This is a genomic window from Ardenticatenales bacterium, assembly GCA_020634515.1.
Lineage (GTDB): Bacteria > Chloroflexota > Anaerolineae > Promineifilales > Promineifilaceae > JAGVTM01.
Map to the genome: position 1 here is coordinate 264,059 of JACKBL010000002.1, position 22,830 is coordinate 286,888.

Annotated in this window: 21 protein-coding genes; 11 read left to right on the forward strand and 10 right to left on the reverse strand. The window is 59.6% G+C overall.

Features of this window, described 5'->3' with window-relative positions; genetic code table 11:
• Positions 1–345 precede the first annotated feature (345 nt).
• Both H6650_05695 and H6650_05700 read left to right on the forward strand, forming a co-directional pair.
• Complete coding sequence (locus H6650_05695) at positions 346–1,212, forward strand: DUF4277 domain-containing protein (GenBank protein ID MCB8951489.1); 867 nt, start codon at positions 346–348, stop codon at positions 1,210–1,212.
• Entirely contained in the window at positions 1,166–1,936 is a 771-nt protein-coding gene (locus tag H6650_05700) for a transposase (GenBank protein MCB8951490.1), read from the forward strand. The genes H6650_05695 and H6650_05700 overlap by 47 nt, the downstream gene beginning before the upstream one ends.
• Positions 1,937–2,307: 371 nt before the next feature.
• Here the strand turns inward: H6650_05700 and H6650_05705 are convergent, their stop codons facing one another.
• Positions 2,308–3,033 carry an IS1 family transposase gene (locus tag H6650_05705; protein ID MCB8951491.1) on the reverse strand — a complete coding sequence of 242 codons (726 nt, stop codon included), beginning with the start codon at positions 3,031–3,033 and terminating at the stop codon, positions 2,308–2,310.
• A gap of 41 nt (positions 3,034–3,074) precedes the next feature.
• Here H6650_05705 and H6650_05710 point away from each other — a divergent pair, with 41 nt between their 5' ends.
• The gene (locus H6650_05710; protein MCB8951492.1) at positions 3,075–3,371 is read left to right on the forward strand and encodes a hypothetical protein; all 297 of its coding nucleotides are present in this window, start codon (positions 3,075–3,077) and stop codon (positions 3,369–3,371) included.
• 82 nt (positions 3,372–3,453) lie between these two features.
• Here H6650_05710 and H6650_05715 read toward each other — a convergent pair whose 3' ends face one another.
• The 6 genes from H6650_05715 to H6650_05740 form a co-directional block, all read right to left on the reverse strand.
• A complete protein-coding gene (locus H6650_05715; protein MCB8951493.1) occupies positions 3,454–4,032 on the reverse strand; it encodes a hypothetical protein in 579 nt (192 codons plus the stop codon).
• 280 nt (positions 4,033–4,312) lie between these two features.
• On the reverse strand, positions 4,313–4,915 hold the full coding sequence (locus H6650_05720; protein MCB8951494.1) for a tetratricopeptide repeat protein: 603 nt from the start codon (positions 4,913–4,915) through the stop codon (positions 4,313–4,315).
• Complete coding sequence (locus H6650_05725) at positions 4,912–8,175, reverse strand: hypothetical protein (GenBank protein ID MCB8951495.1); 3,264 nt, start codon at positions 8,173–8,175, stop codon at positions 4,912–4,914. Before H6650_05725 ends, H6650_05720 begins: the two co-directional genes overlap by 4 nt.
• 778 nt (positions 8,176–8,953) lie before the next feature.
• A complete protein-coding gene (locus H6650_05730) occupies positions 8,954–9,550 on the reverse strand; it encodes a lysine exporter LysO family protein (protein MCB8951496.1) in 597 nt (198 codons plus the stop codon).
• The gene (locus tag H6650_05735) at positions 9,540–9,824 is read right to left on the reverse strand and encodes a DUF340 domain-containing protein (GenBank protein MCB8951497.1); all 285 of its coding nucleotides are present in this window, start codon (positions 9,822–9,824) and stop codon (positions 9,540–9,542) included. The genes H6650_05730 and H6650_05735 overlap by 11 nt, the downstream gene beginning before the upstream one ends.
• Positions 9,825–9,834: 10 nt before the next feature.
• A complete protein-coding gene (locus H6650_05740) occupies positions 9,835–11,091 on the reverse strand; it encodes a pyridoxal phosphate-dependent aminotransferase (protein ID MCB8951498.1) in 1,257 nt (418 codons plus the stop codon).
• Between the two features lie 193 nt (positions 11,092–11,284).
• Here H6650_05740 and H6650_05745 point away from each other — a divergent pair, with 193 nt between their 5' ends.
• Positions 11,285–12,310: a potassium channel protein gene (locus tag H6650_05745; GenBank protein MCB8951499.1), complete on the forward strand. Its 1,026-nt coding sequence runs from the start codon at positions 11,285–11,287 to the stop codon at positions 12,308–12,310.
• 29 nt (positions 12,311–12,339) lie between these two features.
• Positions 12,340–13,509, forward strand: coding sequence for a PLP-dependent transferase (locus H6650_05750; GenBank protein MCB8951500.1), 1,170 nt, complete (start codon positions 12,340–12,342; stop codon positions 13,507–13,509).
• Between the two features lie 67 nt (positions 13,510–13,576).
• On the opposite strand, the gene H6650_05755 is transcribed toward H6650_05750, so the two are convergent.
• Positions 13,577–14,608: a hypothetical protein gene (locus H6650_05755; GenBank protein ID MCB8951501.1), complete on the reverse strand. Its 1,032-nt coding sequence runs from the start codon at positions 14,606–14,608 to the stop codon at positions 13,577–13,579.
• A gap of 294 nt (positions 14,609–14,902) precedes the next feature.
• Here H6650_05755 and H6650_05760 point away from each other — a divergent pair, with 294 nt between their 5' ends.
• Entirely contained in the window at positions 14,903–16,423 is a 1,521-nt protein-coding gene (locus tag H6650_05760) for an aldehyde dehydrogenase family protein (GenBank protein ID MCB8951502.1), read from the forward strand.
• Here H6650_05760 and H6650_05765 read toward each other — a convergent pair.
• Entirely contained in the window at positions 16,420–16,953 is a 534-nt protein-coding gene (locus H6650_05765) for a GNAT family N-acetyltransferase (protein MCB8951503.1), read from the reverse strand. The genes H6650_05760 and H6650_05765 overlap by 4 nt on opposite strands.
• 362 nt (positions 16,954–17,315) lie before the next feature.
• Here H6650_05765 and H6650_05770 point away from each other — a divergent pair, with 362 nt between their 5' ends.
• Positions 17,316–17,855, forward strand: coding sequence for a GNAT family N-acetyltransferase (locus H6650_05770; protein MCB8951504.1), 540 nt, complete (start codon positions 17,316–17,318; stop codon positions 17,853–17,855).
• Between the two features lie 9 nt (positions 17,856–17,864).
• On the opposite strand, the gene H6650_05775 is transcribed toward H6650_05770, so the two are convergent.
• A complete protein-coding gene (locus H6650_05775; GenBank protein MCB8951505.1) occupies positions 17,865–18,860 on the reverse strand; it encodes a hypothetical protein in 996 nt (331 codons plus the stop codon).
• Between the two features lie 449 nt (positions 18,861–19,309).
• Between H6650_05775 and H6650_05780 the strand changes: the two genes are divergently transcribed.
• The 4 genes from H6650_05780 (at position 19,310) to H6650_05795 (ending at position 22,479) form a co-directional block, all read left to right on the forward strand.
• Positions 19,310–19,912: a TetR/AcrR family transcriptional regulator gene (locus H6650_05780; protein MCB8951506.1), complete on the forward strand. Its 603-nt coding sequence runs from the start codon at positions 19,310–19,312 to the stop codon at positions 19,910–19,912.
• A gap of 248 nt (positions 19,913–20,160) precedes the next feature.
• Complete coding sequence (locus H6650_05785) at positions 20,161–20,664, forward strand: nitroreductase family deazaflavin-dependent oxidoreductase (GenBank protein MCB8951507.1); 504 nt, start codon at positions 20,161–20,163, stop codon at positions 20,662–20,664.
• Positions 20,665–20,715: 51 nt separating this feature from the next.
• Complete coding sequence (locus H6650_05790) at positions 20,716–21,855, forward strand: FAD-dependent monooxygenase (GenBank protein ID MCB8951508.1); 1,140 nt, start codon at positions 20,716–20,718, stop codon at positions 21,853–21,855.
• Positions 21,856–21,873: 18 nt separating this feature from the next.
• Positions 21,874–22,479, forward strand: coding sequence for a hypothetical protein (locus tag H6650_05795; GenBank protein ID MCB8951509.1), 606 nt, complete (start codon positions 21,874–21,876; stop codon positions 22,477–22,479).
• Positions 22,480–22,830: the final 351 nt, after the last annotated feature.

Sequence of the window (22,830 nt, forward strand, 5' to 3'; positions counted from 1 at the left end):
GTTATAAGCATCAATGGCATTGCGAACCGCACCTGTATTCGTTTCGTTCAGGTACGTGTACCAACCACTCCAGGAAGCATAAGCATTCGTGACACCCGTTTCCCCAATAGGACCGGTTCCGGCCAAGTATCCGGGGAAGATCCCACCTGGATAACCTTCACGAGGGTCTCCAAAAACAACATGGTACTGTTGTGGATCACTGATCAGTATGCTTTCCAGGCGACTTGAGAAGCCTTTGGTCGTGGGAATATTGGGATTGGTGTAGCGATTTAGAATAGTCCACGTGATATCTCAACGTTCGCTCAAATTTTGCGGATAAAACCAAATTTGGTATACCCATATCCTATGGTAGACATTAACAGGTTCGACATACAGACAGAGCGAGTAGATGACATCCCGCTCATTTACAATTCGCTACAAAAAATGGGCATTCAAGCCATTGTGGATAGCATCATCGTCCCCCATGGCAACTGGCAGGGGTTGACGCCCGGTTGGGTCATTACCATCTGGCTGATACATATCCTGGTCAAGCACACCCACCGGATGGATTGCGTTCAGGAGTGGGTTGCCAAACACTTGTTGACACTGGGACACCTAACTGGGCAACTGGTTACGCCGTTAGATTTCACCGATGACCGGTTAGCCCTTTGTCTGCGGTATCTACAGCCGCAAAGCGACTGGGCTGAGGTCGAAAGTCGCCTGGGCAATCGCCTGGTGCGGGTCTATGACCTGGCCAAGAAACTGCCCGAACGGTGGTGTGCGCGGCTAGATGGCACCGTTGGCATTGTCAACCACGACCCCAACGGGTCGTGGCTGTTCCAGGTTGGCAAAGCCAAGAATGGTTTGTTCGAGACCCTGTACAAAATGATGATCGGCAGCCTCGACCCCTTGGGTTTACCGCTGGCGGTGGATATCGTCCCAGGCAACCGGGCTGATGACCCACTCTACATTCCCATTTACCAGCGCATCAAGCAGACTTTTCCGGGTCGGGCGCTGCTGGTCGTGGGAGATAGCAAGATGAGCGCGCTCCTGACACGCGCCACCGTCGCCCACAACAACGACCACTATTTGACACCCCTGGCCTATCTCAAAGATGAACCCAAGCTGCTCGACGAACTGCTGGTCGGACAGCAAGAGCGGGAAGCCCAGATACCGCTTATCTTTTTTGGATGGGGCGCTGCCGACCAATGGCACAGCGCCCAATGCGGCTGATGCGGTGGCGCGGGGTTTTGAAGTCAGCCGGTCGCGCAGCGCCATCGTCAATAAGCGCCACGTCACCTGGCAAGAGCGTTTGCTGGTGGTGCGTTCCTTCAGCTACATGCAGAGTGAACGAGACGCATTACAGAAACGGTTGGATAAAGCCGAAGCCGCTTTACGCGCCCTGACACCGCCACGGCAACGCGGCAAAAAGCAGATAGAAGACGAGAAAACGCTGTTAGCGGCCATCAAGCGCATCCAAAAACAGTACAAAGTGTCCGGCTTATTCGTCTGCACGACTAAACGTGAGGTCGCGGAGCGTCCGATACGCGCCTATAAAGACAAGCCAGCGCGGGTGGAAAAGACGGTGCGCTACCAATTGACCGTACAGCGTGACCTGGTGGCGATTGCCGCGGCCATGTTCAAGATGGGGTGGCGGATTTATGCCACCAACGCGCCCGCTGTCGAGTTGTCATTGACCCAGGCGGTGCAAGCCTATCGCAGCCAGTACGTCGCGGAGAACATCTTTCGTCGTCTGCAAGGCAAGTTGCTCTCCATTACCCCGGTCTATGTGCAGCGTGATGACCATGCCGAAGGACTTTTCCACCTGCTGACCCTGGCAGCCCGGGTATTGGCTCTGGGTGATTACGTGGCTAAAGAGGCGTTGGCGGAGGTCAAAGAGGAAGGTGAGACCACAGTTAATCGTGGTCGGTTAACACCATCGATTTATCAGTTCTAGCAACGCTTTAGAAGGCCGCCCACGTTGCTTGGGTGGTGTCCAACGCGGTGGTGGCACACGATACATTAACAATTCATCGACTGTCCAGATGTGGTCTGTCAATCCCGCTGCGATAGCTGGCGTGCGCGGCACCCAACGATACCCCCTTTCGCCCACAGACAGACGACAACGCAAAGAGCGATGGGGGTCGCAAAGGTTGTACAAACACCCTGTGACATACATACCCACCGTTAAGGTCGCCGTTTGTTGCGCCAGATGCCGCGTGCGCCGGCCCAACCAGCTTAGGCGAGAGCGGAAGGTGGCATTGAGCCGCTCAATGAAAGCGGTATTGATAACACCCACTCCATTTTGCGTCGTGGCAATCAGCTTCTCTACCTGTTGCGGGTCACCCTGAGCCACTCGTCGTTCAACCTCCAGTCCAGATGGCAGACGCCGTTTGATGACTTGCACGATAGCCACTTCGGACCAGGCGTGCCATTGACAACGACCTGGCTGCCCCCAGCGGGCAACTTGCTGCGGAAACTGCGGCCAAAGGCTTTGACGTAGCCGGGCAAGCCATCCACCGCCAACAACAACGGACGACACAAGGCCATTTGGCGCACCTTGTCCGTCAGGCTTTGCAGCAAGCGCTTATCCCGTCGCGGGCTGATGACGCCACCTAACCAGAGTCGGGTGGATACCATCATCGCCAACGCCATCCACACCGAACCGCCTTGTACCTTGACTTTGATTTCATCCGCTTGCACTTGTTGCAAGTCCAGTGGCTGGCTGGCAATGACCGCTTCATGGACATGTGCGCAATGCACACCCGCTCGTTGCCACCAATTCTTGACCGTGCGCTCATCAAACCCAAAGGCTTTGACGATGGCCTGGACGGGACAGCCATACGCCAGCAAGACGATGACCCACATCACTATTTGCGGGTCGGTGCGCAAGCGATAGAACAATGTCCCTTTGCTGACGGCAAATGTTGTATTGCAGACATGACAATGACATCGCTTTTCTTTTTGGCTATGGACGGTGATATTGCCTTCACCCCGTTGTCCTCTAGCCGGACAGTCGATATTAGGGCAAAATAGTTGTTCTGGATTCATCATGTCTCCTACTGATTTCGGTTCTGCAAAACTTACCAGTATGCATGATGAATCCTTTTTTGCCAAATTGGCCGTTTTTGACGGTCAACCACGATTTACTGTGGTGCTACCAAGAGGAATTGACCGGCATTTTTCCGGGTAATCCCAAACGAGGCACCGCCACGCCCACGATGGAGCGCATGCTGCAAGCCTTTGAGGACATCAACTTAACCGTCTTCCGGTTAGGAGCGCAGGTTCTTTACCAATTAACCCCGTTGACCGGTGTGCAAGAACGCATTTTGGGACTCTTGGGCATTCCGTTGACGGCCTACACGGGTTTGGCGGCCCTGCAATCCGCCTAATCCAGGGGAGGAGAGGGTCTATTATCTGTATGTGATTGGTAAAGTACGGTGAAAAGCCTCGATGAGTCAAGCGTTTACGGCATTATCGTAGTTTGCATTGTTTTGGAATCACCATCATCAACCGCAATCGCGCAAATTGACTTTTGGCATAAATTTTGAGCGAACGTTGAGTGATATATTCTACTTGTTGCGATGATTGGGCGCCCCCTTCGTTTATGGCAACAAGGATTAGAAGTTGTATTTCCCATTCCGCGAGTCTTATTAGTGGCCTGGTTGGTTCCTGCTCCTGTGATGGCGGTTCACGCAGAGGTGTCGAGCCACCATTGCAGTTGCCTGGCATGGCAGCATCAAGGCCAGGATCGTACCATACATGGCCGGTGGGGTCGCTATACCGAAGGGGATTTCCAAGCACGTAGCTGTACCTGTTAAAACTTTGCGGATTTGTTACATCCGGCACAATCGTATCCGCGCTCACAAACCGACCGATGCCCGGCAGATAGTAGCGAGCGTTGAAGTAGATGAGGCCGAGGTCATCGTTGTGCTTCTGGCCGGTGTAGCCGCGGTCGGTATAGGTTTGGCTGGGGGCGGTGCGGTAGCCGCCGAAGGGGAGGTAGCGGGTGCGGCTGCCACCGACCCTGTCACCATTACTACTGTAGCTCATGACACTGTTGCTGCCCAGGTGGTCGCTGTGCAGGTGCAGCAGGTTGTTGGTCTCGCCAGGGATGACCTGCCGCACGGCGACGGCTTGCCCGGCGAGGAAGTAGACGCTGCGGCAGGTGACAGTGCAGGTGGTTTGGACACTGCCCTGCCCCCGCGTCCTTGCCGAGTGATGCTGCTGCCATCGCCAGGACTGAGGAGAGTCGAGTTAGAGCGGGATCGGGGGTAGCAGTCACAGTGGCGATCTGCGAACGAGGCGACTTGGTTTGACTACAGCTATCCATTCAACGAAGTCTCTGAACAATCTCATCTGTATTCTTTAGAGAAAGCGGTCGAGGTCGTAGCAACGCACATTCGTAGGCTACTAATGCTTGATTCTGTTGACCTGCTTGGAAGTAGAGCGTACCCAACCTGAGGAAAATATCTGGATTTTCCTGTTGTGTCTGTGATGCCTTTTCCACACTAATTATCGCTTCGGATAGGCTTACTAGCTGCTCGGGAACACCTTCCAGGCCAGCCAACCCAAGATGCGCACTTACTAAATCCGGCTTCAGTTGCAGTGCTACTCTGTAGCTTTTTGCTGCTTCCTCATAATTCGGTGCATCTAATCCATAATTATAAATATCCCCTCGAGTCGCGTAGAATTCTGCTTTATTTGGTTCTTGTTCAATTGCCTTATTAATCCACTCAATAGCTTTTAAACTTCGACCAATCCTTCGTGGTTGCTCAACATCCAGTTGAAAATGAACTAGGGCAAGCACATGCATTACGTCTGCGTTGTTATTGTACTTGTCTAAGTATCTGTCATAGTACTCAATTGCGTCCTGATAACGGCATTCAACCCTAGCTTGATTGGCCCGTATTAAGAGATCTATTCTATCTTTCATGGTACTGTCCTTACCCATGCATCACTAATTTGGAAAACGCTGTTGGTCAACTCGATTCCTCTCAAGATTATTGTCTCACCTTCAATAGTATACACATATTGAATAGCAGTAACATTAGACCCACTTGATAACAATGTTCGGAGTCCATTGTCTACCGCTTGCTGCAAATATGGTTGAATCGCTTGATAATCTTGGGCCCTATTTCCTCCAAGATTTATGAGCCTGTTCCAAGCATGCTTTGGTTGCATGATATGATTAACTGTATTGGCGTTATCGGCCAGAAAATCGATCGTGCGTTTGGCAACATGGGCAGCACCTCGAGCCTCATTTGTACAGTCACCATCAGCACATAATACTTGTGATACTCTCTGCACTTCATTTGTCGGATCGCCATCACTTGAGGCGGCAGTTATAGCAGAACCGCCTGTAGCGCACACGACTGTACCTCCACCTGTCAAACAACCAATTGCTACGATACCTGTACCAACAATTGCCGTACCATGTGCCAAAGCCTCCACTCCTATATAAGCAACAGCAAGTGCCCTTTCTTCGGCTGATGCATCAGTATGTCGAATGATGGACACGGCGGCATCGATATTTTGGCACGTCGTTTGATAAAACGTATTGCGCAATCCACTGGCAAACCCCCAACAATGGCCGCTTGGATCAACATATTTCAGCGGATTATTTCGAGTATAGGCGTAGCGATTGAAGCTCTCCGGGTCTTCGCTATCCGGCACAATCGTGTCCGCGCTCAGGAACCGCCCCACGCTGGGCAGGTAGTAGCGGGCGTTGTAATAAATGAGGCCGAGGTTGTCGTTGTGCTGCTGGCCGGTGAAGCCCAGGTCGGTGTAGGGTTGTGTAGGGGCGGTGCGGTAGGCGCCGAAGGGGAGGTAGCGGGTGCGGCTGCCGTTGACTATGTCTCCACCGTTGTTGAGGCTCATGACGCTGTTGCTGCCTAAATGGTCCGCGTGGATGTGCAGGAGATTGGTAGAGCCGTTTTCCACAATCCGCCGCACGGCGACGGCTTGCCCGGTGAGGAAGTAGACTTTGCGCCGCGTGATGCCGTATTCGGTTTGGATGCCGCCGCCGTCGTCTCCGTGGGCTTGCGGGCTTTGCGGCATGGGGGTGGGAGCTTCCTGGTAGGTAAACGACCAGGCGTCGGGCCAGGGGCCGGCCTGGACGCAGTCTTCGTCCGCGCAGGAACGGGCGCGCCAGGTGTAGCTGTCGGGGAGGAGGAGCAGCCAGCCGGTGTCGTAGCTTTCGGCGGCGATGATGAGGGTGATGGGGGGCTGGTTCTGCCCGGTTATCTCCACTTCATACCAGCCGCCGCTGAGGGGGCCGTTGCCGCCGCCGCCGGGAGCGCAGGGGTCGGTCCACAGGAGGGTGGGGGGGGCGTTTTGGGTGGAGCCGTCGGGTGGCTCTTGTAGGGTGGTGGGGCATTCGTAGGGGGTGGGGGTGGGGGCGATGGTGACGAACACGGGCGTGGGCGTGGCGGCGGGGGGGGTGGCGGTGGGCTGGTAGAGGTACCAGAAGGTGAAGGGGGCGGACCAGTCGCTGTCGCTGCTGCAATCCGGGGTGTAGCACGCTTTCACGTTCCAACTGTAGCTGCCGCCGGGGATGAGGTTGAGCCAGGGGGCGGTGGTGCTGGTCTCCGCGGTGGGGATGGTGATGCCTTGCGGAGGCAGGCCGTCGCCGCGAATGTTGAGGGTGTAGCGGACGGCGGCGGCGCAGGGCTGCCAGGAGAAGGTTTTGACGAGGGCGATGCCGCCGTTGAGGGGCGAGGTCAACGCTGGCGGACAGGCAGGCAGCGGGGTGGGAGTGACTGTCGGCGTGTGCGTGGCTGTTGGCGGCGGGGTAGCGGTGGATGATGGGGTGGGCGTGTGGGTGGGTGTCGGGGTATGCGTAGGGGTGTGGGTGGGGGTGGGGGTTTGCGTGGGGGTGTTGGTTGGGGTGGGGGTACGCGTAGGGGTGTTGGTTGGGGTGGGGGTGCGAGTGGGCGTGTTGGTTGGGGTAGGGGTACGGGTGGGCGTGGGCGTACGCGTGGGCGTTGGGGTGCGTGTGGGGGTGTTGGTGGCGGTGGGGGTGGGCGTGGGGGGGATGGGGATGTGTTCTTCTTCGTATTGGGGGAAGGGGGAATAGGTGATGCGCCCGTCGGGGTGGATGGTCTGCACGCGCTGGCCGGCGGCGTCGTAGAAGAATTGGGTGGTTTGCCCGCCGGTGGTGACGCTGATGAGGCGGTTTTCGCTGTCGAATTGCTGGCTGTAGTTGCCGGCACTGTCGCTGCGGTCTATCATGTTGCCGTGGGCGTCGTACGCGAACTGTTGGCCGCCGCTGATGGCGATGACGGCGTCTTTTTTCACGGGATGGTAGGTGTAGCTGGCGCCGTCGTAGTGGCTGATGTTGCCCAGTTTGTCGTAGGCGATGTCGTGGTCGTAGGGGTCGATGGCGGCGGGGGGCGTCCAGGCGTGGGTGAGCCGGTTGCGTGCGTCGTACTCGAATTCCTGCTTTTTGTCTGTCGCCAACAGATTATCGACGATTTGGGTGATGTTGCCCACGGGGTCGTATTCGTAGGTGAGGGAGAGGAGGTCTTCTTTGCCGGGCAGGGTGGCGGTGTGGATGCTTTGCAGGCGGAAGTTGCTGTTGCCGTTGCTGCCGGTGGCGCTGTAGTAGGTGAAGAGGGTGTTTCGTCCGTTGCCCCGCGCCAGGGTGGTCATCTGGCCGCGCTGGTTGTAGGCGATGTCGGTGATGATGGCGTTGGCGCCGGCGGTGAGGGTGTTTTCGCCTTCCTGGTCGTAGGTCGTTTGCACGAGTTCGCCGTCGGGGTAGACGGTGGTGAGGGGGCGGTCGAGGTTGTCGTAGACGGTGATGGCGAGGGTGAAGGGGTGGCTGTCTATGGTGCGGGTGTGGCCGGTGAGGCGTCCGCGGGCGTCGTAGGCGAAGGTTTCGTGGTTGGCGGCGGGGTCGCTGCCCCAGCGGATGGCGGCGAGGCGTCCGAGGCCGTTGGCGGCGGTGTCGTATTCGTAGCTGGCGAGGTGATTGGGGCCGGAGAGGGGCGGGTTGTTTTGGCAGTTGCCGCTCGGCGACGGGGGTTTGCTTTTGTGGGTGAGGCGGTTGAGGTTGTCGTAGTAGAAGCAGAGGGTGATGGGGTCGGCGTCGGGGGCGGCGATGAGGTGCAGGGTGAGGGTGAGGAGGTGGGTGCTGCTGGGGGGGAATGCCGGCATTTCCAATGTCGCCTCGTGGACTGCTTCCCCGGTCAATCCCGGTCCGGAGAGGTAGCGCACGGCGGGGTGAACGGCGACAGCAGTAGTTGGAGTAATAGGGCGAGCGCGGTGATGAGGTGAATGCCGGCACGCAAGGACAGACCGACCGTAGGGACCATGGGACTCCTCCTCCTGGCTTATGGCTTTGGCTCAATTTGGCTCTTCTTTGGCAACAATGGCCGAAAGTTTAGGCCATTTGACGGCGGTTGTCAACCGTTTTAGAACATCTACGCTATTTTTTAAGGTTGGGGCCTGTATTTTCTCGATAAATCCCGGTAGAGTTGGTTGAGCCTGTCGAAACCAACGCCCTTCGACAAGCTCAGGCAGCGGTTTCCCCGACATATTGAGAAGTTACGTTTTGGACAAAACACGCACTTCTGTAACTACTAACGCTCTCTGGAGATTGGACCAATTTCACGCGTTCAATGGCGATTTTCACCAGAGCAAATTGGTCCAATTTGGCTTAGTAGTTACGCACTTCTTTCATCCGCGTATTGCTTTTGGGCGAGTGATAAAGCCCACGTGCTGGGTGGTGGAAGTGCTGCTTCGCCCAGGCAACAACTGGCGGAAGCGGTCAGACCCGCTACTGTGCCCGCTCTTGCAGGTGGGACAGACAGTCCCGCGGGACTCGGTAAAACAACACCGCTGGCAGGGTGCCCATCCGCTCCAAAACAGCTTGCGGCGATACTTCCTCTCCAAGCGCTATCCCTTCAAGGCAAGTATAGAGTAGATTGGGCATTGACTGTCAGATGACTGCTTGCGTTTTGCCTGCCGGTTAGAGCAGTAGGGTGACGAGCAGGGGGACCAGCAGCGTGAGGATGACGCCGCTGAAAAAGGCGACGATAGCCGTGTCGCTGCCGGCATATCTGACAATCACCGGCAGCGTCGTATCCATCGTCGTCGCACCCCCCGCCGCCACCGGAGCCACCTTCCCCAACCGCCCCACCAGCCACGGCGTCAGCAGCAGCGTGCCCACCTCGCGCATCATGTTCGCCAGCAGGGCCACCACGCCCAGCGCCTCGCTGTGCAACTGCGTGATCAGGATGCTGGAAAGGCTGTAGTAGCCAAACCCCGCACCCACGGCCAGGGCTTGACGCAGGCTTAATGCCGGCAGCAGCAGCGAAAACAGCGCCACCCCCACCAACGTCCCCACAATCACGCCCAACGGTACCAGCAAAATGCGCAGATTGAGGCGACGCAGCATCTTCCACGCCTGCTGATTCGCGCCCATGCCCACGCCGACAAGAAACAACAGCAGGTAGAGGGCGTACAGCGCGAGATCGGGCCGGCGCAAAAACATAGGCAGGCCGGGTTGCGTGCCCGCGAAAATGCCCAACACAAACACCGCCAGCACCAGCAAACTACCCTTCATCGTCATCTCCCGCGCCCGCCGCCCACAGCAGCCCTTTCGTCGCCAGAATGCTGCCCGCCATCCCCGCCGCGCTCAACCCCAGCGCCAGCGCCCCCAACGAATCCAACGAGGCCATCACCTGGTCATTCAGGCCCACGGATACGCCCAGCAAAAACAGCAGCGCCAGCACCGCCGCCGTCGTCACATGGTCCACGCCCGCCAGCAGCCGCGCCCGCCCCCGCAAGGCGTATCCCAGTCCCGTTCCCAACAGCAGCATCACAAAAATCAACCACATCGTAGCCCTCTCAATTCTGCCGCACCACGCGCTCAAGCGCCGCCAGGCCACGCTCCAGGGTGGGCATATCCGGTCCAAAACTGATGCGGCAGTAGTGGCGGTAGCGGGCATAGGCGCGCCGCCTTTCCGGGTTGACATCGAAAAAGACGCCGGGAACTGTGATCACCTGCTCATTCAGACCCGCCTCAAAAAAGGCCATGCCGTCGTTCAATGGCGGCGGCAGTTGCGCGAGATTGGCCCAGACATAAAACGTCCCGCGTGGCTCTGATTCCACGATGATGCCCAAAGCGCGCAGCCGCGCCAGCACGAAATCCCGCTTGGCGCGGAAATGGCGCTGCATGGCTTCGGCTTCTTGCCGTGTCGCTTCCGGTTCCAGCAGGGTGATGGCATCCGCCTGCAGCGGGTTGTTGGCGCCGCCGTCGAGGAAGGAGCCGGCGCTGGCAATTGCGTCAATCACCTGCCGCGGTCCGACGGTCCAACTGATGCGCCAACCGGGATAGCGCCAGTTCTTGGTGAGGCCGTCTACGATGATGATGGGGTCGGCGTCTACGTCATCGACGTAGGCGGCGGCGGAAACAAGGGGGGGATGGGCGTCCGTGCCGGCATCTGTGTATACATAATGCGAATAAAACTCATCCAGAATGAGCGAACAGCGATAATAACGCGCCATTTTCACCCACTGCGCCAGATCATCGCCAGCCACGAGCTGCCCCGTCGGGTTGCACGGATTGCTCACCAACAGCGCCTTCAGACCACGCCCCATGATCTCCTTCTTCAAATGGGGCAACGGAGCCTGATACCCATCTTCCGGGTCGAGCAGGATAGGAATGGGCACAAACGCCTTAAAAACACCCAACAACTCCTCGTACGCCGTATAATCGGGCAGGAAGTGCCCCATGTTGATGTTGCCCAGGGCGGCGGCCAGCCGCGTCAAAGCCACACGCCCGCCACCGGCGATGCTCACGTTGGCGGCGCTGTACTGGGATGATTTGCCCTGGCGGTAGAGTGTGTTGTATAGATGGGCCACTGTCTCACGCAGGGCAAGTTGCCCGGTGATCGGACCGTACTCATGCTGTGTGGGGTTGATGCGCACCGCTTCGATACGCGGCGGTGCGCCCGGGAGCGGCCCCGTTTCCGGCGCGCCCTGTCCCAGGTTGGCCCACCGGGGATGATCATAGCGGAAGCCTCGTTCGGTGGCGCGGTGCATGACGTAAATAACGCCCGTGCGCGGCACATCGCGGAAGCCGGGAATGGTCTTGTTGTTCATGGATACCTCGCCTGGCGGTTCTGACAGACGCCGCCTTTTCAGATAAACTTGACATGACCGCGCCGTGGTCGCCGGGCGTCGGTCAGTAAACACGCCTCGGATTTTGGTGCTTTCCTGTCCAACTGTCAAATGCGTCCGCATCGGCCTGCACCAGCCGTCTGAAGCGCGAGCGCCCGCCCCGTGGCCCGTGCATATGGAGATCAACCGTTTTCGTCGCCATATATTGCCCGTCATCATTGGCGTGATCTTGCTGTTTCTGTTGGGCACGATGGGTTACGTGCTGATTGAGCGGTGGCCGCCGCTGGATGCCTTTTACATGACGGTGATCACGTTGACGACCATCGGATTCGCGGAGACGCATCCGTTGTCGGCGGCAGGGCGGCTCTTCACGATTATGCTCATCTTCCTGGGCGTGAGCGGGGTGGCATACGGTCTGACGACGGTGGGCGAGTTTTTCTTCACGACGGATTTCAGTCGACATTTGCGGAGGCGGCGTATGATGCAGCAGATTCATCAGTTGACCAACCACGTCATTGTGTGTGGTTATGGGCGGGTGGGGCAGGCGGCGGCGCAGGCGCTGCGGGAAGCGAAGCGTCCGGTGCTGGTGCTGGAGTGGCAGTCGGAGACGGCGGAGGCGGCGCGGGGGGATGGCTTTTGGGTGTTGGAGGGGGATGGAACGCGGGATGAGGTTTTGCGAGATGCCGGCATTGATCGCGCCCGCGAACTCGTCGTGGCCACCGGACACGATGGCGATAACCTGCTGATTGTCCTCTCCGCCCGCGCCCTCAACCCCAAGCTGTACATCGTCACCCGCAGCACAGGCACCGACAATGAGCCGAAACTCCGCCGCGCCGGCGCGGATCGCGTCGTCTCTCCCTACAAAATGGGCGGGCGGCACATCGCCAACCTCATCGTCCGCCCCCACATCACCGAATTCCTGGATGTCGTCACCCTGGATGGCGGCGTGGAACTCTGGCTAGAAGAGTTGATCATCGCCCCGAACTCGCGGCTAGACGGGCAGACCGTGGTCGAGGCGGACATCCGCCGCCAAACAGGCGTTATGCTCGTTGCCGTGCGTCGCGGCGCAACGGGAGCCACGCACGTGCCGGACGAGAATATGCGCCTGGCCGCCGCCGATGAGCTTATCGTTCTGGGCACGCGTGAGCAACTTGCCCGATTGGGAAAACTGACGAACAATCAACGGAAAACGGTCAACTGAAAACGGCCAACGCCGACAAGGACTCCCTCATGTCATCAAATTGGCATCCTCAGACACGGTTGATACACGAGGGCGACGCGCATAATCCGTCCAGCGCCGTCTCCTCGCCTATTTATCAGAGCGCCACCTTTGGTTTCGAGAATGCGGCGGACATTGCCGCGGCGATGACGGCCGAGGCGCATCCTCAATTTTATGGCCGCTACGCCACGCCCAATACGGCGCAGGTGGAGGCGACAGTGGCGGCGCTGGAGCGGGCGGAAGGGGCGATTGCCGTGGCATCGGGCATGGCGGCGATCTCGCTGGTTTTACTCACCTTTTTGCGCGCGGGGGACCATGTCGTGGCACAGCAGACGCATTATCCCACCACGTCCCACGTCTTCACGGACATGCTGCCGCGCCTGGGCATCACCTGCACGCAGGTGGCGCAAACGGATCCCGCCGCGTTCGCCGCCGCCGTGCAGCCTCGGACGCGCCTGATTTACGTGGAGACGCCTGCCAATCCGACGCTGACGCTGACGGACCTGGCGGCGGTGGCCTCGCTGGCGCGGCTGCGCGGGCTGCTCACGGTCGCGGACAACACATTTGCCACGCCGTACAACCAGCAGCCGCTGGCGTTGGGGATTGATCTGGTGCTGCACAGCGCCACGAAGTATCTGGCGGGGCATTCGGATGTGGTGGCGGGGGTAATTGCCGGCACAAAATCCCACATTACCCAACTCTGGCGGCAACACGTCATGCTGGGGGCCGTGCTGCATCCGTTTGAGGCGTGGCTGCTGGAGCGGGGCTTGAAGACATTCAACCTGCGCATGGGGCTGCATAACGCCAACGCCCAGACCGTGGCCGAGTTTCTGGCGGCGCACGAGGCGGTGCGCGAGGTGTACTATCCGGGTCTGCCCGGCCATCCGCAGCACGCGCTGGCGCGGCGGCAGATGAGCGGGTATGGTGGTATGGTCTGTTTTGATTTGCGTGGGGGGCGAGAAGCGGGGTTCCGCCTGCTGCACCGGTTGCGGCTCATTCGCCTGGCGGTGAGCCTGGGCGGGGTGCATTCGCTGATCACGCACCCCGCCAGCACCATTTCTGCCGTGCAAACGGATGAGGAGATGGCCACCAGCGGCGTCATGCCCGGCCTGGTGCGGCTGTCCGTGGGGTTGGAGGATGCGCGCGACCTTATTGCCGATCTGGCGCAGGCGTTGGAATAACAAGGCGGAAGGGCTTTGTTACCACCTTCCCGGAAGCTGTCGAGCTTCCGGGAAGATGCGGGCTTCCCTAGATTTCCCACTGGAAGTGAACGAGGAAGCTGACATAATACTGCCCCTGCCACCGTTCGACGCCCACGACCCATGTGCCCCAGTCCATTTCCGGGCCGGCGGGAGGGGCGGGGCGGTAGACGGAGAAGTAGTTGATGCCGGCATATTCCCCCGGCAGCTTCACAAATCCAGCCGTACCGCCGTGCAGAATCTCATTGCAGCCCACCTGGGACCCGCCCAGGAGATCGCGCTGCAACAGTGGCAATACAACCTCGTCAAAAGCACCCGTGATGGGCAGCCCGCTGCCATCGGCAATGCCCCAACTGTAATTGGCGCCGGAAGCGTAGACGTTGCTCAACGCCGCGCCCGACAGCCACACCTCAGGGTTCCACCAGTTCAGGCGCACGTGCAGGCCGCGCTGCATGTGTAGCGGTTGCAGCGCACCGCCGGCGATGGTGGTCTGCTGCCGCACCTGCGCGATGAAGGCGTCCAGAGCTGCGCGGGCGGCGGGGTCCTGGCAAAATTGCTCCGGTGCGACCACTTCCGTGAGGTACAGGTTGTTCACCCAGCCGGACGCGCCGTTGCCGGCAATCGTTACCCACTGCGACGTGCCCACGGCGGTGGCGGATTGGGCGTTCATCTGCACACCGGTTGCATCTGGCGACAGCGTGGACACGATGCGGTTGTCCACGCCCGGCCCGCCGCGCACGTTGAGCACGTCATCCGCTACGACGTAGACGACGCGGTAGGTGACGCTGGCTTGCTGAGTAGGGGCCAGTGTGGGGGTAGGGACGGCGGTCGGTTGGCCGGTGGGGGAGATGATGGGCGCGCCGGTGGCGGTGGGTACGGGGGTGAGGGTGGCGGCGGGGGCGGGAATGGTGGTCGGCGACGTGGGGCGTTCGGCGGGGATGGCCGTTTTGGTGGGGACGGGGGGCGTGGGGATGAAGAGGGTGGGTGTGGCCTCCGGTTGGGCGTTGAAGTTGCAGGCAAATGCCGGCATCACCAATAAACACAACAGGCAAAAGAACCAGACCCGCGGCATCGTTTTCATCTTGTATTCTCCAAATAGGGCCAATCCAGAAAAATAGCGATCCGGAAAAAGCGCGGTTTTCTGGATTGGCTTGAGGCTTTTTCGGTATGGAATAGGATCATTCAAATTCCGAAAAAGCCTGGCGTGGTCCGCGAGGACGCGCTGATATTCGCAAACAAAGACTGCTGTCGCCGGGGCGGCAGCTATCTCATTCTACCCCATAAACGCGCGCGTAACTTGTTTGGTTCCCCCACGCCGCGTTGTGCTAGACTTGGGGCCATCCACCCATCAATCTCTGTTTTTGGAGGCTTACGCATGAAATCCGTACTACGAAAACTGCAAATTGCTGACGAGAATGAGGGCGTTTGTGCCGGCATCGATCAATGGTTCACCGATCCCCAGGCCCGCCCACTCGTCTCCTTTAACCCCACCACCGGCGAACCCCTGGCAGCCGTGCGCCAGGCAACCGCCGCCGGCTATGAGCAAGTCATGCCAGCGGCGCAGGCGGGCTTTGCCCGCTGGCGCACGTTGCCCGCGCCCCGGCGAGGTCAGCTCATCCGCGACCTGGGCGACGCCCTGCGCGCCCACAAAGAGCCGCTGGGCGACCTTGTCAGCCTGGAAATGGGCAAAATCCGCGTCGAAGGGCACGGCGAAGTGCAGGAAATGATCGACATTTGCGACTTCGCCGTCGGTCTCTCGCGCCAGCTTTGCGGCCTCACCATGCACTCCGAGCGCCCCGGCCACCGCATGTATGAGCAGTGGCATCCTCTGGGACCCATTGGCGTGATCACGGCCTTCAACTTTCCCGTAGCCGTCTGGTCGTGGAACGCGGCCATTGCCGCCGTCTGCGGCGACGCCGTGCTGTGGAAGCCCTCGGAACTGACCCCCCTGACGGCGGTGGCCGTGCAACACATCGCCAACCGGGTGATGGCCGACCACGGCGTCAGCGGCGTCTTTAATCTGGCGGTGGGCGGGGGCGAGGTGGGGGAGTGGATGGTGCGGGACGCGCGCCTGCCGCTGATTTCCTTCACCGGCTCCACGCGCACGGGGCGGCGGGTGGCGCAGGGCATGGCGGCGCGCCTGGGGCGCACCATTCTGGAACTGGGCGGCAACAATGCCATCATCGTGGCCGCCGACGCGGACCTGGAACTGGCGGCGCGGGCGATTGTGTTTGGCGCGGTGGGCACGGCGGGGCAGCGCTGCACGACGACGCGGCGTGTGATTGTCCATCGTGATGTGGCGGATGCGCTGGCGGAGCGATTGGTACGCGCCTATGGACAGGTGCAGATAGGGGACCCGCTGGCGGCGGGGACGTTGATGGGGCCGTTGGTGACGGAGAATGCGACGCGGGCGATGGCAGCGGCGCTGGCGCAGGCGCAGGCGGAGGGGGGGATGGTGCTGGTGGGGGGCGGAATGCGGGCGGATCTGGGTGTGAATTTCGTGGAGCCGGCGGTGGTGAAAATGCCGGCACAAACCCCCATCGTCCGCCAGGAAACCTTCGCCCCCATTCTCTACCTGCTCACCTACGACGATCTGGAAGAAGCGTTGCGGCTGCACAACGACGTGCCGCAGGGCCTGTCCAGCGCCATCTTCACCGACAGCCTGCGCGCGGCGGAAGCGTTTCTGGCGGCCACCGGCTCCGATTGCGGCATTGCCAACGTCAACGTGGGAACCAGTGGCGCCGAAATCGGCGGCGCTTTTGGCGGCGAAAAGGAAACGGGCGGCGGGCGCGAATCCGGCTCCGACGCCTGGAAGGCCTACATGCGCCGGCAGACGAACACCATCAACTGGTCCAACGCCCTCCCCCTGGCCCAGGGCATCACCTTTGGCGATTAGGCCGCGCCTCTCTCTTCACGCCGCTTGATCATGAGAAGCTCGCCCGACGCAGCGGGTTCTGCCTCTGGGTTGTCGTATACCTGGAATCCCGCCTGTTCGTAGACGCGAATGGCGCGCGCGTTCTCGCGCATCACGCCGAGGATGATTTGCGCCATGTCCGTGTTTTCAAAGACTTCCCGCACCACGGCATGGACCAGCGCGAGGCCGATTTTTCGCCCCCGGTACGCCGCCTGCACGTACATCTGAATGATCGTGCCCGTGTTCCGCAAATCGGGCGTGTCCAGGTCCCCCATCACAAACGGAATGTACCCGCAGATGCCGATCAAGCGTGGGCCGTCAAACGCGCCCCAGAGGAATCGGTTGTCAACCGGCGACTCCAGCGCCCGCTCAAACATGAGTTTCGGCAGCTTGCGCTGCGCTTCATAACCGGACCCAAAGCTCTCCGGGTGCAGTCGCAGACTCTCCAGCCTGATTTCCCGATACAACCCGGCATCAGCGGCGGCTAACTTGCGGTAAGAGATTGTCCTCATTGCCCTCTCCTGGACGCGCCAAATGACTCTTGAGTGCCCCGAAATCAACACGGCGGAGTTGCTGCTGGCCCTCGCGTGGGCTGAGCTTATCAAAGCCCTTATCAAGGCCCTTGTCGCCCTCGACAGGCTGTCGCCCTCGACAGGCCCAGGTAACGGGGGACGTAGCGACGCAGCGGAACTGATTGTACCTGCTTCACCTGGACTGATCCAGGGAGAAGGCCTGCTTCCCGCCAAATTAAGGCGAATGATCCGGTCGTCGTTATCAATGGTCGTTTGCTTGCCAGCCGCGGCAAGTTTTGCTATCCTACAGATATATGACGCGGTGCGTCATGGGAGGCAATATGCTTGTGAGACCGGCGACAATGACTTTTCGCACGAGAACGGGGTTGGATCTGTTTGTGCGCCCATTGTGTCTGGAGGATGCGCCCTACCTGACCGACCTTTTCGCGCACCTGGGGCCGGAGAGCCGCTACCTGCGTTTTAATCAGGCGTTATCGAATCCTGATCCAGCACTGGTGCAGGCGGAGGCGCGACGGCTGGCGCGGGTGGATCCGGAGGAGGGGGCGGCGTGGCTGGCGTTCGCCGACTTACCGGGAGAGCCGCACGCGCCGTTGGCGGGGGCGCGTTTCATTCGCACGGGGCCAGGGGTGGCGGAGGCGTCTATTGCCGTGCGCGACGATGCGCAGCGGCAGGGGATCGGGGCCGTTATGTTGGATTTGCTGGTGCGGGAGGCGCGGCGTGCCGGCATTCACACCCTCACCGCCGTCATCCAATACAGCAACAACGGCATCTGGCGCCTGCTCAAACAGTCCGGCCTCCCCTACCGCCGCGGCGGCGCGGGCACATGGGTGGAAATCTTCGTGGATATTGCCGCGCGGCCAGACGACCCAACGCCAATTTGAGCCAGCCGCCTACGGGTTCCAGGCACTATACGTGTCCAGCACCTCCCCCTGCGTGGCCCAGGTGATAATACCCTCCGTTTCCAGATGCCGCATCTGCATCAAGAAGTAGCGCAATGGCGCTTCATTCTCGTGGCTGTAGATGTCCACCGGTAGATAGGCGCTCAACTTGCCCACCCGTGTTGGATCGTGCAGCGCCGCCGCCGCCAGAATTTGGCGCACCAGCGTGTTTGTGTCCGCGAATGTCAGCGGGCAATCCGGCGCGCACGCGCCATCTTCCGCCATGTAATCCAGCCGCCCCAAATCCCCCGCGCTCACCAAAATCACCCCATCTTCATCCGCGACGAAATCCACCGCGTCCGCCACCATGAACGGGTGCATCCGCTGTGCCAGGTCTACGGGAGCCTGTTCGTGGAAGGCTACCTGGCGGATGTATTCGTCCGTCCAGCCATCGGGGCGATTTTGCAGCGGCATGGACAGGTAGTGCATGCCTACGATGCCGTTTACATAATCAAACCCGGCCATGTCGGCGGCCAGCGCCCAATCGTTGACGCCGCCCGCGCCAGAGCAGCCGCGATTGTTTTCCGCGCCCACCAGGTCATCAACCAGCACTTTGTTCTCGTGTAGCAGCGCGGCGAATTGGGGAATGGGCATGGGGGGATCGTTGAAGCCAATGTCGCAATGCGTGCCGACGCCGTGCCCGCGCATGATGGCCTCTAGCAGCACGTTTGTGCCCCAAATGGCATTGGCGCGGGCAAAGGGCTTCTCGCTCTCAATGGTCATTTTCGCCCCATACGTTTCAAACAACTTCATGCCGTAGCGCAGTTGCTCGACGTGCGCGTGGAAAATGTCCGGGTCCTGGTCGTCCAGAAAACTGGCTTCCATGTGGGTCATGGTGGTGAAGAGCAGGGGCGCGGGTGGGGCGGTGGCGGACGTGGTGCGGGCCGCGCCCCAGGTGGTGAGCAGCAGTGGCAGGGCCAGCAGCAGGGCGGATAGGGAGCGTTTCATGGTTTTCCTCCTGGTGATGTGGTTTTTGTTGATGGGTCAGGTGGCTTGTACTGTACTCCGCGCGTTTTATTTCTGTGCAATCGGGCTGTAAAGAGTTTGTAAACGGGGGAAATGCCGGCACTCTGCCCATGGCCCAAATTAGAAAATGGGACAACCCTTTGTCGTCCGATTTTCCAAATCGGACAGGTCCCATTTAGAAAATGGGACAACTCTCTGTAGTCCGATTTTCCAAATCGGACAGGTCCCATTTAGAAAATGGGGCAACCCTTTGTCGTCCGCTTCTCCAAATCGGACAGGTCCCATTTAGAAAATGGGACAACTCCCTCCTGTACGCCGGTTTACCAAATCGGATACCACCAACCCACAATCAGACTGCGTCTTGACAAAGCAAAAAAGCCGGGTAATATAAAACAAACCGACCGGTCGGTTTGTAATTCGAAGGTCTCATTATGTCCAAAAGCAAAGCCCAACGTAGCAGAGACAAAATCTTGCGCGCGGCCACGAGCGTTTTTGCGGAAAAGGGATTCGAGGCCGCCAGCATGGACGACATCGTGCAGGCGTCCGGCGTGAGTAAGGGAGGCATCTACTGGCACTTTAAGAGCAAAGACGAGATGATCGCCGCCGTTTTCCGCGAGTTATTTGAGCAAGAAATAGAACAGATGGCGGCACTCGTGGTCGCGGGCGGCAGCGCCAGCGAGCGATTGGCGCACATCATGCGCGCCAGCGTGGCCGATGTGCAGGCGCTCGATGCGGAACTCCCTTTCACGTTGGAGATTTACGCCCAGGCGGCGCGCCAGGAGGCGCTGGGAGAAGTGCTGCAAGCGTATTTCAGCCGTTATCATGCGATGCTGACGGAACTGGTGGCGCAGGGCGTGGCGCAGGGTGAGTTCCGCCCGGTGGACCCCGCCGACACCGCCTTAACGCTGATGTCGCTGTTTGAAGGACTGCTGCTCCTCTGGGTCTTTAGTCACGACGCGCTGGACCTGTCGCGTCAGGTGGAAGCGAGTCTGTCGTTGCTGCTGGCGGGTATTGGGCCGCCACCCACACAATAACCGCTGGCCCCCTCGTGGGCTGAGCCTGCCGCAGCCCATGTAGCCTGCCGCGGCCCGTAAACGGGCGACCGACCGCAGGCGCGGCGGCGCGCCCGCGAAATTCAGGCTGTCATGCAAGATTGGGATGGTCCCGGCAATGTCGCTCGTTTTCTCACCGCGCATTTTGGCGCATAACTCGCGGCACCAACGTAGTCATGGTTCCTTGATTCCGGTTAGGCCGCCTTGTCAGGCAAAATGGAGGTATTTCGATGAATACAGAAACTGGCTCAACACAACGTCATCCCCCACGCGGTTTCAGCCGCCTGCTTTACCGGCTGCCGATCTGGTTTTATCGCTGGCATCTGGGCTGGTTGTTAGGGGGGCGGTTTCTGCTGCTGAACCACGTGGGGCGCAAGAGTGGGCGGCCACGGCAGGCCGTGGTGGAGGTGGCCGGGTACGATAAGGCCACGGACATCTATCTCGTCGCCGCCGGATTTGGCCCTAAGTCTGACTGGTATCGCAATGTAGTGAAGACGCCCGACGTGACGATCCAGGTAGGCCGCCGCCGCCTGGCCGTCACCGCCGTTCCGTTGTCGCCGCAAGAGTCCGGGCAAGCGATGGTGGATTATGCTCACAGGCATCCAGGCGCGGCGCGCACGCTGGCGCGCGTGTTGGGATTCGTTGTGACGGGCAGTGACGATGAGTATCGTCGGCTGGCGGAGCAGCATATTCCATTTGTTGCTTTTCGCCCGCGCGCCCAGGCGAAATTGTAACGGAGCAAGGGAGGCGGTGCTGTATGTTACGGAATAGACGTGTGTTGATTTGTGGGGGGGATTGCCGGCATTTCCCTGGCCTACTGGTTGCATCAATACGGATTCGCGCCCGTGATCGTCGAGAAAAGCCACGCCCTGCGCGACGCCGGTTACATGATCGACTTCTACGGCTCCGGCTATGACGTGGCCGAAAAAATGGGCATCCTGCCGCAACTGGGTCAACGGCACTACCCCGTCCCTGAACTGGACTTCGTAAACAGCCGGGGCCAGACGCAAAGCCGCATCGAACTGGAGAAGATGCGCCAACTGCTCAACTATCGCCATTTCAACTTCATGCGCGGCGACCTGGTGGACATCCTGTACGCGCAGATTCAAGACCATGTGCCCGTACACTTTGGCGTGACTATCGCCGACTTGCGATTGCGGCCTGATGGCGTGGACGTGACCTTCGCCGATGGTCGTCAGCAAACGGTTGATCTTGTCATTGGCGCGGACGGCTACCACTCCCAGGTGCGCGCGCTGCTTTGGGGCGCGGAAAGCCAGTTTGCCTATCACCTGGGGTATCAGGTTTGCTGCGGCATTATTGATGATTTTTTGGGAAACCAGGATACGTTTTATAGTTATCTGGAGCCGGGCAAACAGGCCGCCGTCTACCCGATACGCGGCGGACGGCTGGCGACGTTCTTCGTCTGGCAATCGCCGCCGCGGTTGTCCCTGTCGCCCGCCGAACAGATGACGATGCTGAAAGAGACTTTTGCCGGCATGGGCTGGGCAATTCCCCAGGTCGTCAAGGAGATGATGGCGCTGCCCCGGTTCTATTTCGACACCGTTTCGCAAATACGCATGCCCTCCTGGTATCAGGGGCGTGTAGCCCTCGTTGGCGACGCCTGCCAATGCCTTACGCTCGTTTCCGGGCAAGGGGCCTCCATGGCGCTGGCCGGAGCCTATCTGCTGGCGGAACAGCTACGCCTGGCGAATGGTGACCATGAGCGCGCCTTCGCCGCCTATCAGGCGCAACTGAAGCCGGAAATCGAGGAGCGGCAGGTGCGGGCGGAAAAGTTCGCCCGCTCTTTTGTGCCGCACAGCGCGTTTGGGATCAGGCTGCAAAATCTCTATCTGAAAGTGGCTTTCTTGCCCGGTTTTCGTCTGCTTTTTAAGCAATTCATTGGCGCCAAGAGCATCATTAAGTAGTAGAACGGGAGAAAAAAGATGAATGTGGATTGGACACCGCCGCCGCCGCGCGAGGGGCTGGCGGGTGAATGGGACAAACTGATTGGTCCTGGGGCGACGCGAGCGGAACAATGGTTGATAGTAATGCCGGCACTCATCGCCCCTCTTTTGCTCCTCATCCATATCCTGTCCACGGACCTTGACTGGTCCATCGTGCAGATCATCGTCGGCGCGGTACTCGCCCTGGACGTTACAGGCGGCATCATCGCCAATGCCACCACGGCCGCCAAACGCTGGTATCACCGTCCTGGCCAGGGCACGCGCCAGCACCTCACCTTCATCGCCCTTCATGGCGTCCATCTGTTGCTCGTCGCCTGGTTCTTCTCTGGGCAAGATTGGCTTTACTTCGCCATCTACTTCGCTTATTTGCTCCTGGCGGCCTGGCTCATCATGCGCGCTCCCCTTTATTTGCGGCGCAGCGCGGCCTTGCTTGGGGTGAGCCTTGCCTTACTTCTCAACGCCTATCTGTTGCCCGCGGTAGCGGGCATGGAATGGTTCATCCCCTTCCTCTTCCTCAAACTCTTGCTCAGCCACCTTCTGCCCGAAGCCCCTTACACCCCGGACGCCCGCGCTCCCCTCGCCTAGGGCGCATCCGTTAATAGATTTGGAAATGACGGATGCGCTGGAAGGGTTCTTACTTGTGGGAAAATCCAAAGTAATTCTCGAACGAACCCTTAGAGCCAAAGGCGACAATGCACGGCTGCCGCCCCAGAAGTTCGATTTCAGACCAAAAGTGGGTCGCAAGCCAATTCATTTGTCGTCAAGACAACTTCCGGGAAGGTGGTCGTGAATTTTGCAGACCGGAAAAGTTCGTTACGGGACTCTGGCGTTTTAGGCGTGAAGGCTTCAGTCGGCCCACATATGGGGTTTAACCCGGCTAAAGCCTCGACTCCGGCCACCATATGTGGATTTCGCCAGACTCGAGTTCGTTACACC

Coding starts and splice junctions, on each gene's coding strand:
- H6650_05720 (MCB8951494.1), bottom strand. CDS start 4,915: ATGAAAGATAGAATAGATCTCTTAATACGGGCCAATCAAGCTAGGGTT.
- H6650_05745 (MCB8951499.1), top strand. CDS start 11,285: ATGGAGATCAACCGTTTTCGTCGCCATATATTGCCCGTCATCATTGGC.
- H6650_05695 (MCB8951489.1), top strand. CDS start 346: ATGGTAGACATTAACAGGTTCGACATACAGACAGAGCGAGTAGATGAC.
- H6650_05765 (MCB8951503.1), bottom strand. CDS start 16,953: ATGAGGACAATCTCTTACCGCAAGTTAGCCGCCGCTGATGCCGGGTTG.
- H6650_05760 (MCB8951502.1), top strand. CDS start 14,903: ATGAAATCCGTACTACGAAAACTGCAAATTGCTGACGAGAATGAGGGC.
- H6650_05770 (MCB8951504.1), top strand. CDS start 17,316: ATGACTTTTCGCACGAGAACGGGGTTGGATCTGTTTGTGCGCCCATTG.
- H6650_05735 (MCB8951497.1), bottom strand. CDS start 9,824: ATGTGGTTGATTTTTGTGATGCTGCTGTTGGGAACGGGACTGGGATAC.
- H6650_05785 (MCB8951507.1), top strand. CDS start 20,161: ATGAATACAGAAACTGGCTCAACACAACGTCATCCCCCACGCGGTTTC.
- H6650_05715 (MCB8951493.1), bottom strand. CDS start 4,032: ATGAGCTACAGTAGTAATGGTGACAGGGTCGGTGGCAGCCGCACCCGC.
- H6650_05740 (MCB8951498.1), bottom strand. CDS start 11,091: ATGAACAACAAGACCATTCCCGGCTTCCGCGATGTGCCGCGCACGGGC.
- H6650_05710 (MCB8951492.1), top strand. CDS start 3,075: ATGATGAATCCTTTTTTGCCAAATTGGCCGTTTTTGACGGTCAACCAC.
- H6650_05705 (MCB8951491.1), bottom strand. CDS start 3,033: ATGATGAATCCAGAACAACTATTTTGCCCTAATATCGACTGTCCGGCT.
- H6650_05780 (MCB8951506.1), top strand. CDS start 19,310: ATGTCCAAAAGCAAAGCCCAACGTAGCAGAGACAAAATCTTGCGCGCG.
- H6650_05730 (MCB8951496.1), bottom strand. CDS start 9,550: ATGAAGGGTAGTTTGCTGGTGCTGGCGGTGTTTGTGTTGGGCATTTTC.
- H6650_05750 (MCB8951500.1), top strand. CDS start 12,340: ATGTCATCAAATTGGCATCCTCAGACACGGTTGATACACGAGGGCGAC.
- H6650_05795 (MCB8951509.1), top strand. CDS start 21,874: ATGAATGTGGATTGGACACCGCCGCCGCCGCGCGAGGGGCTGGCGGGT.
- H6650_05755 (MCB8951501.1), bottom strand. CDS start 14,608: ATGAAAACGATGCCGCGGGTCTGGTTCTTTTGCCTGTTGTGTTTATTG.
- H6650_05775 (MCB8951505.1), bottom strand. CDS start 18,860: ATGAAACGCTCCCTATCCGCCCTGCTGCTGGCCCTGCCACTGCTGCTC.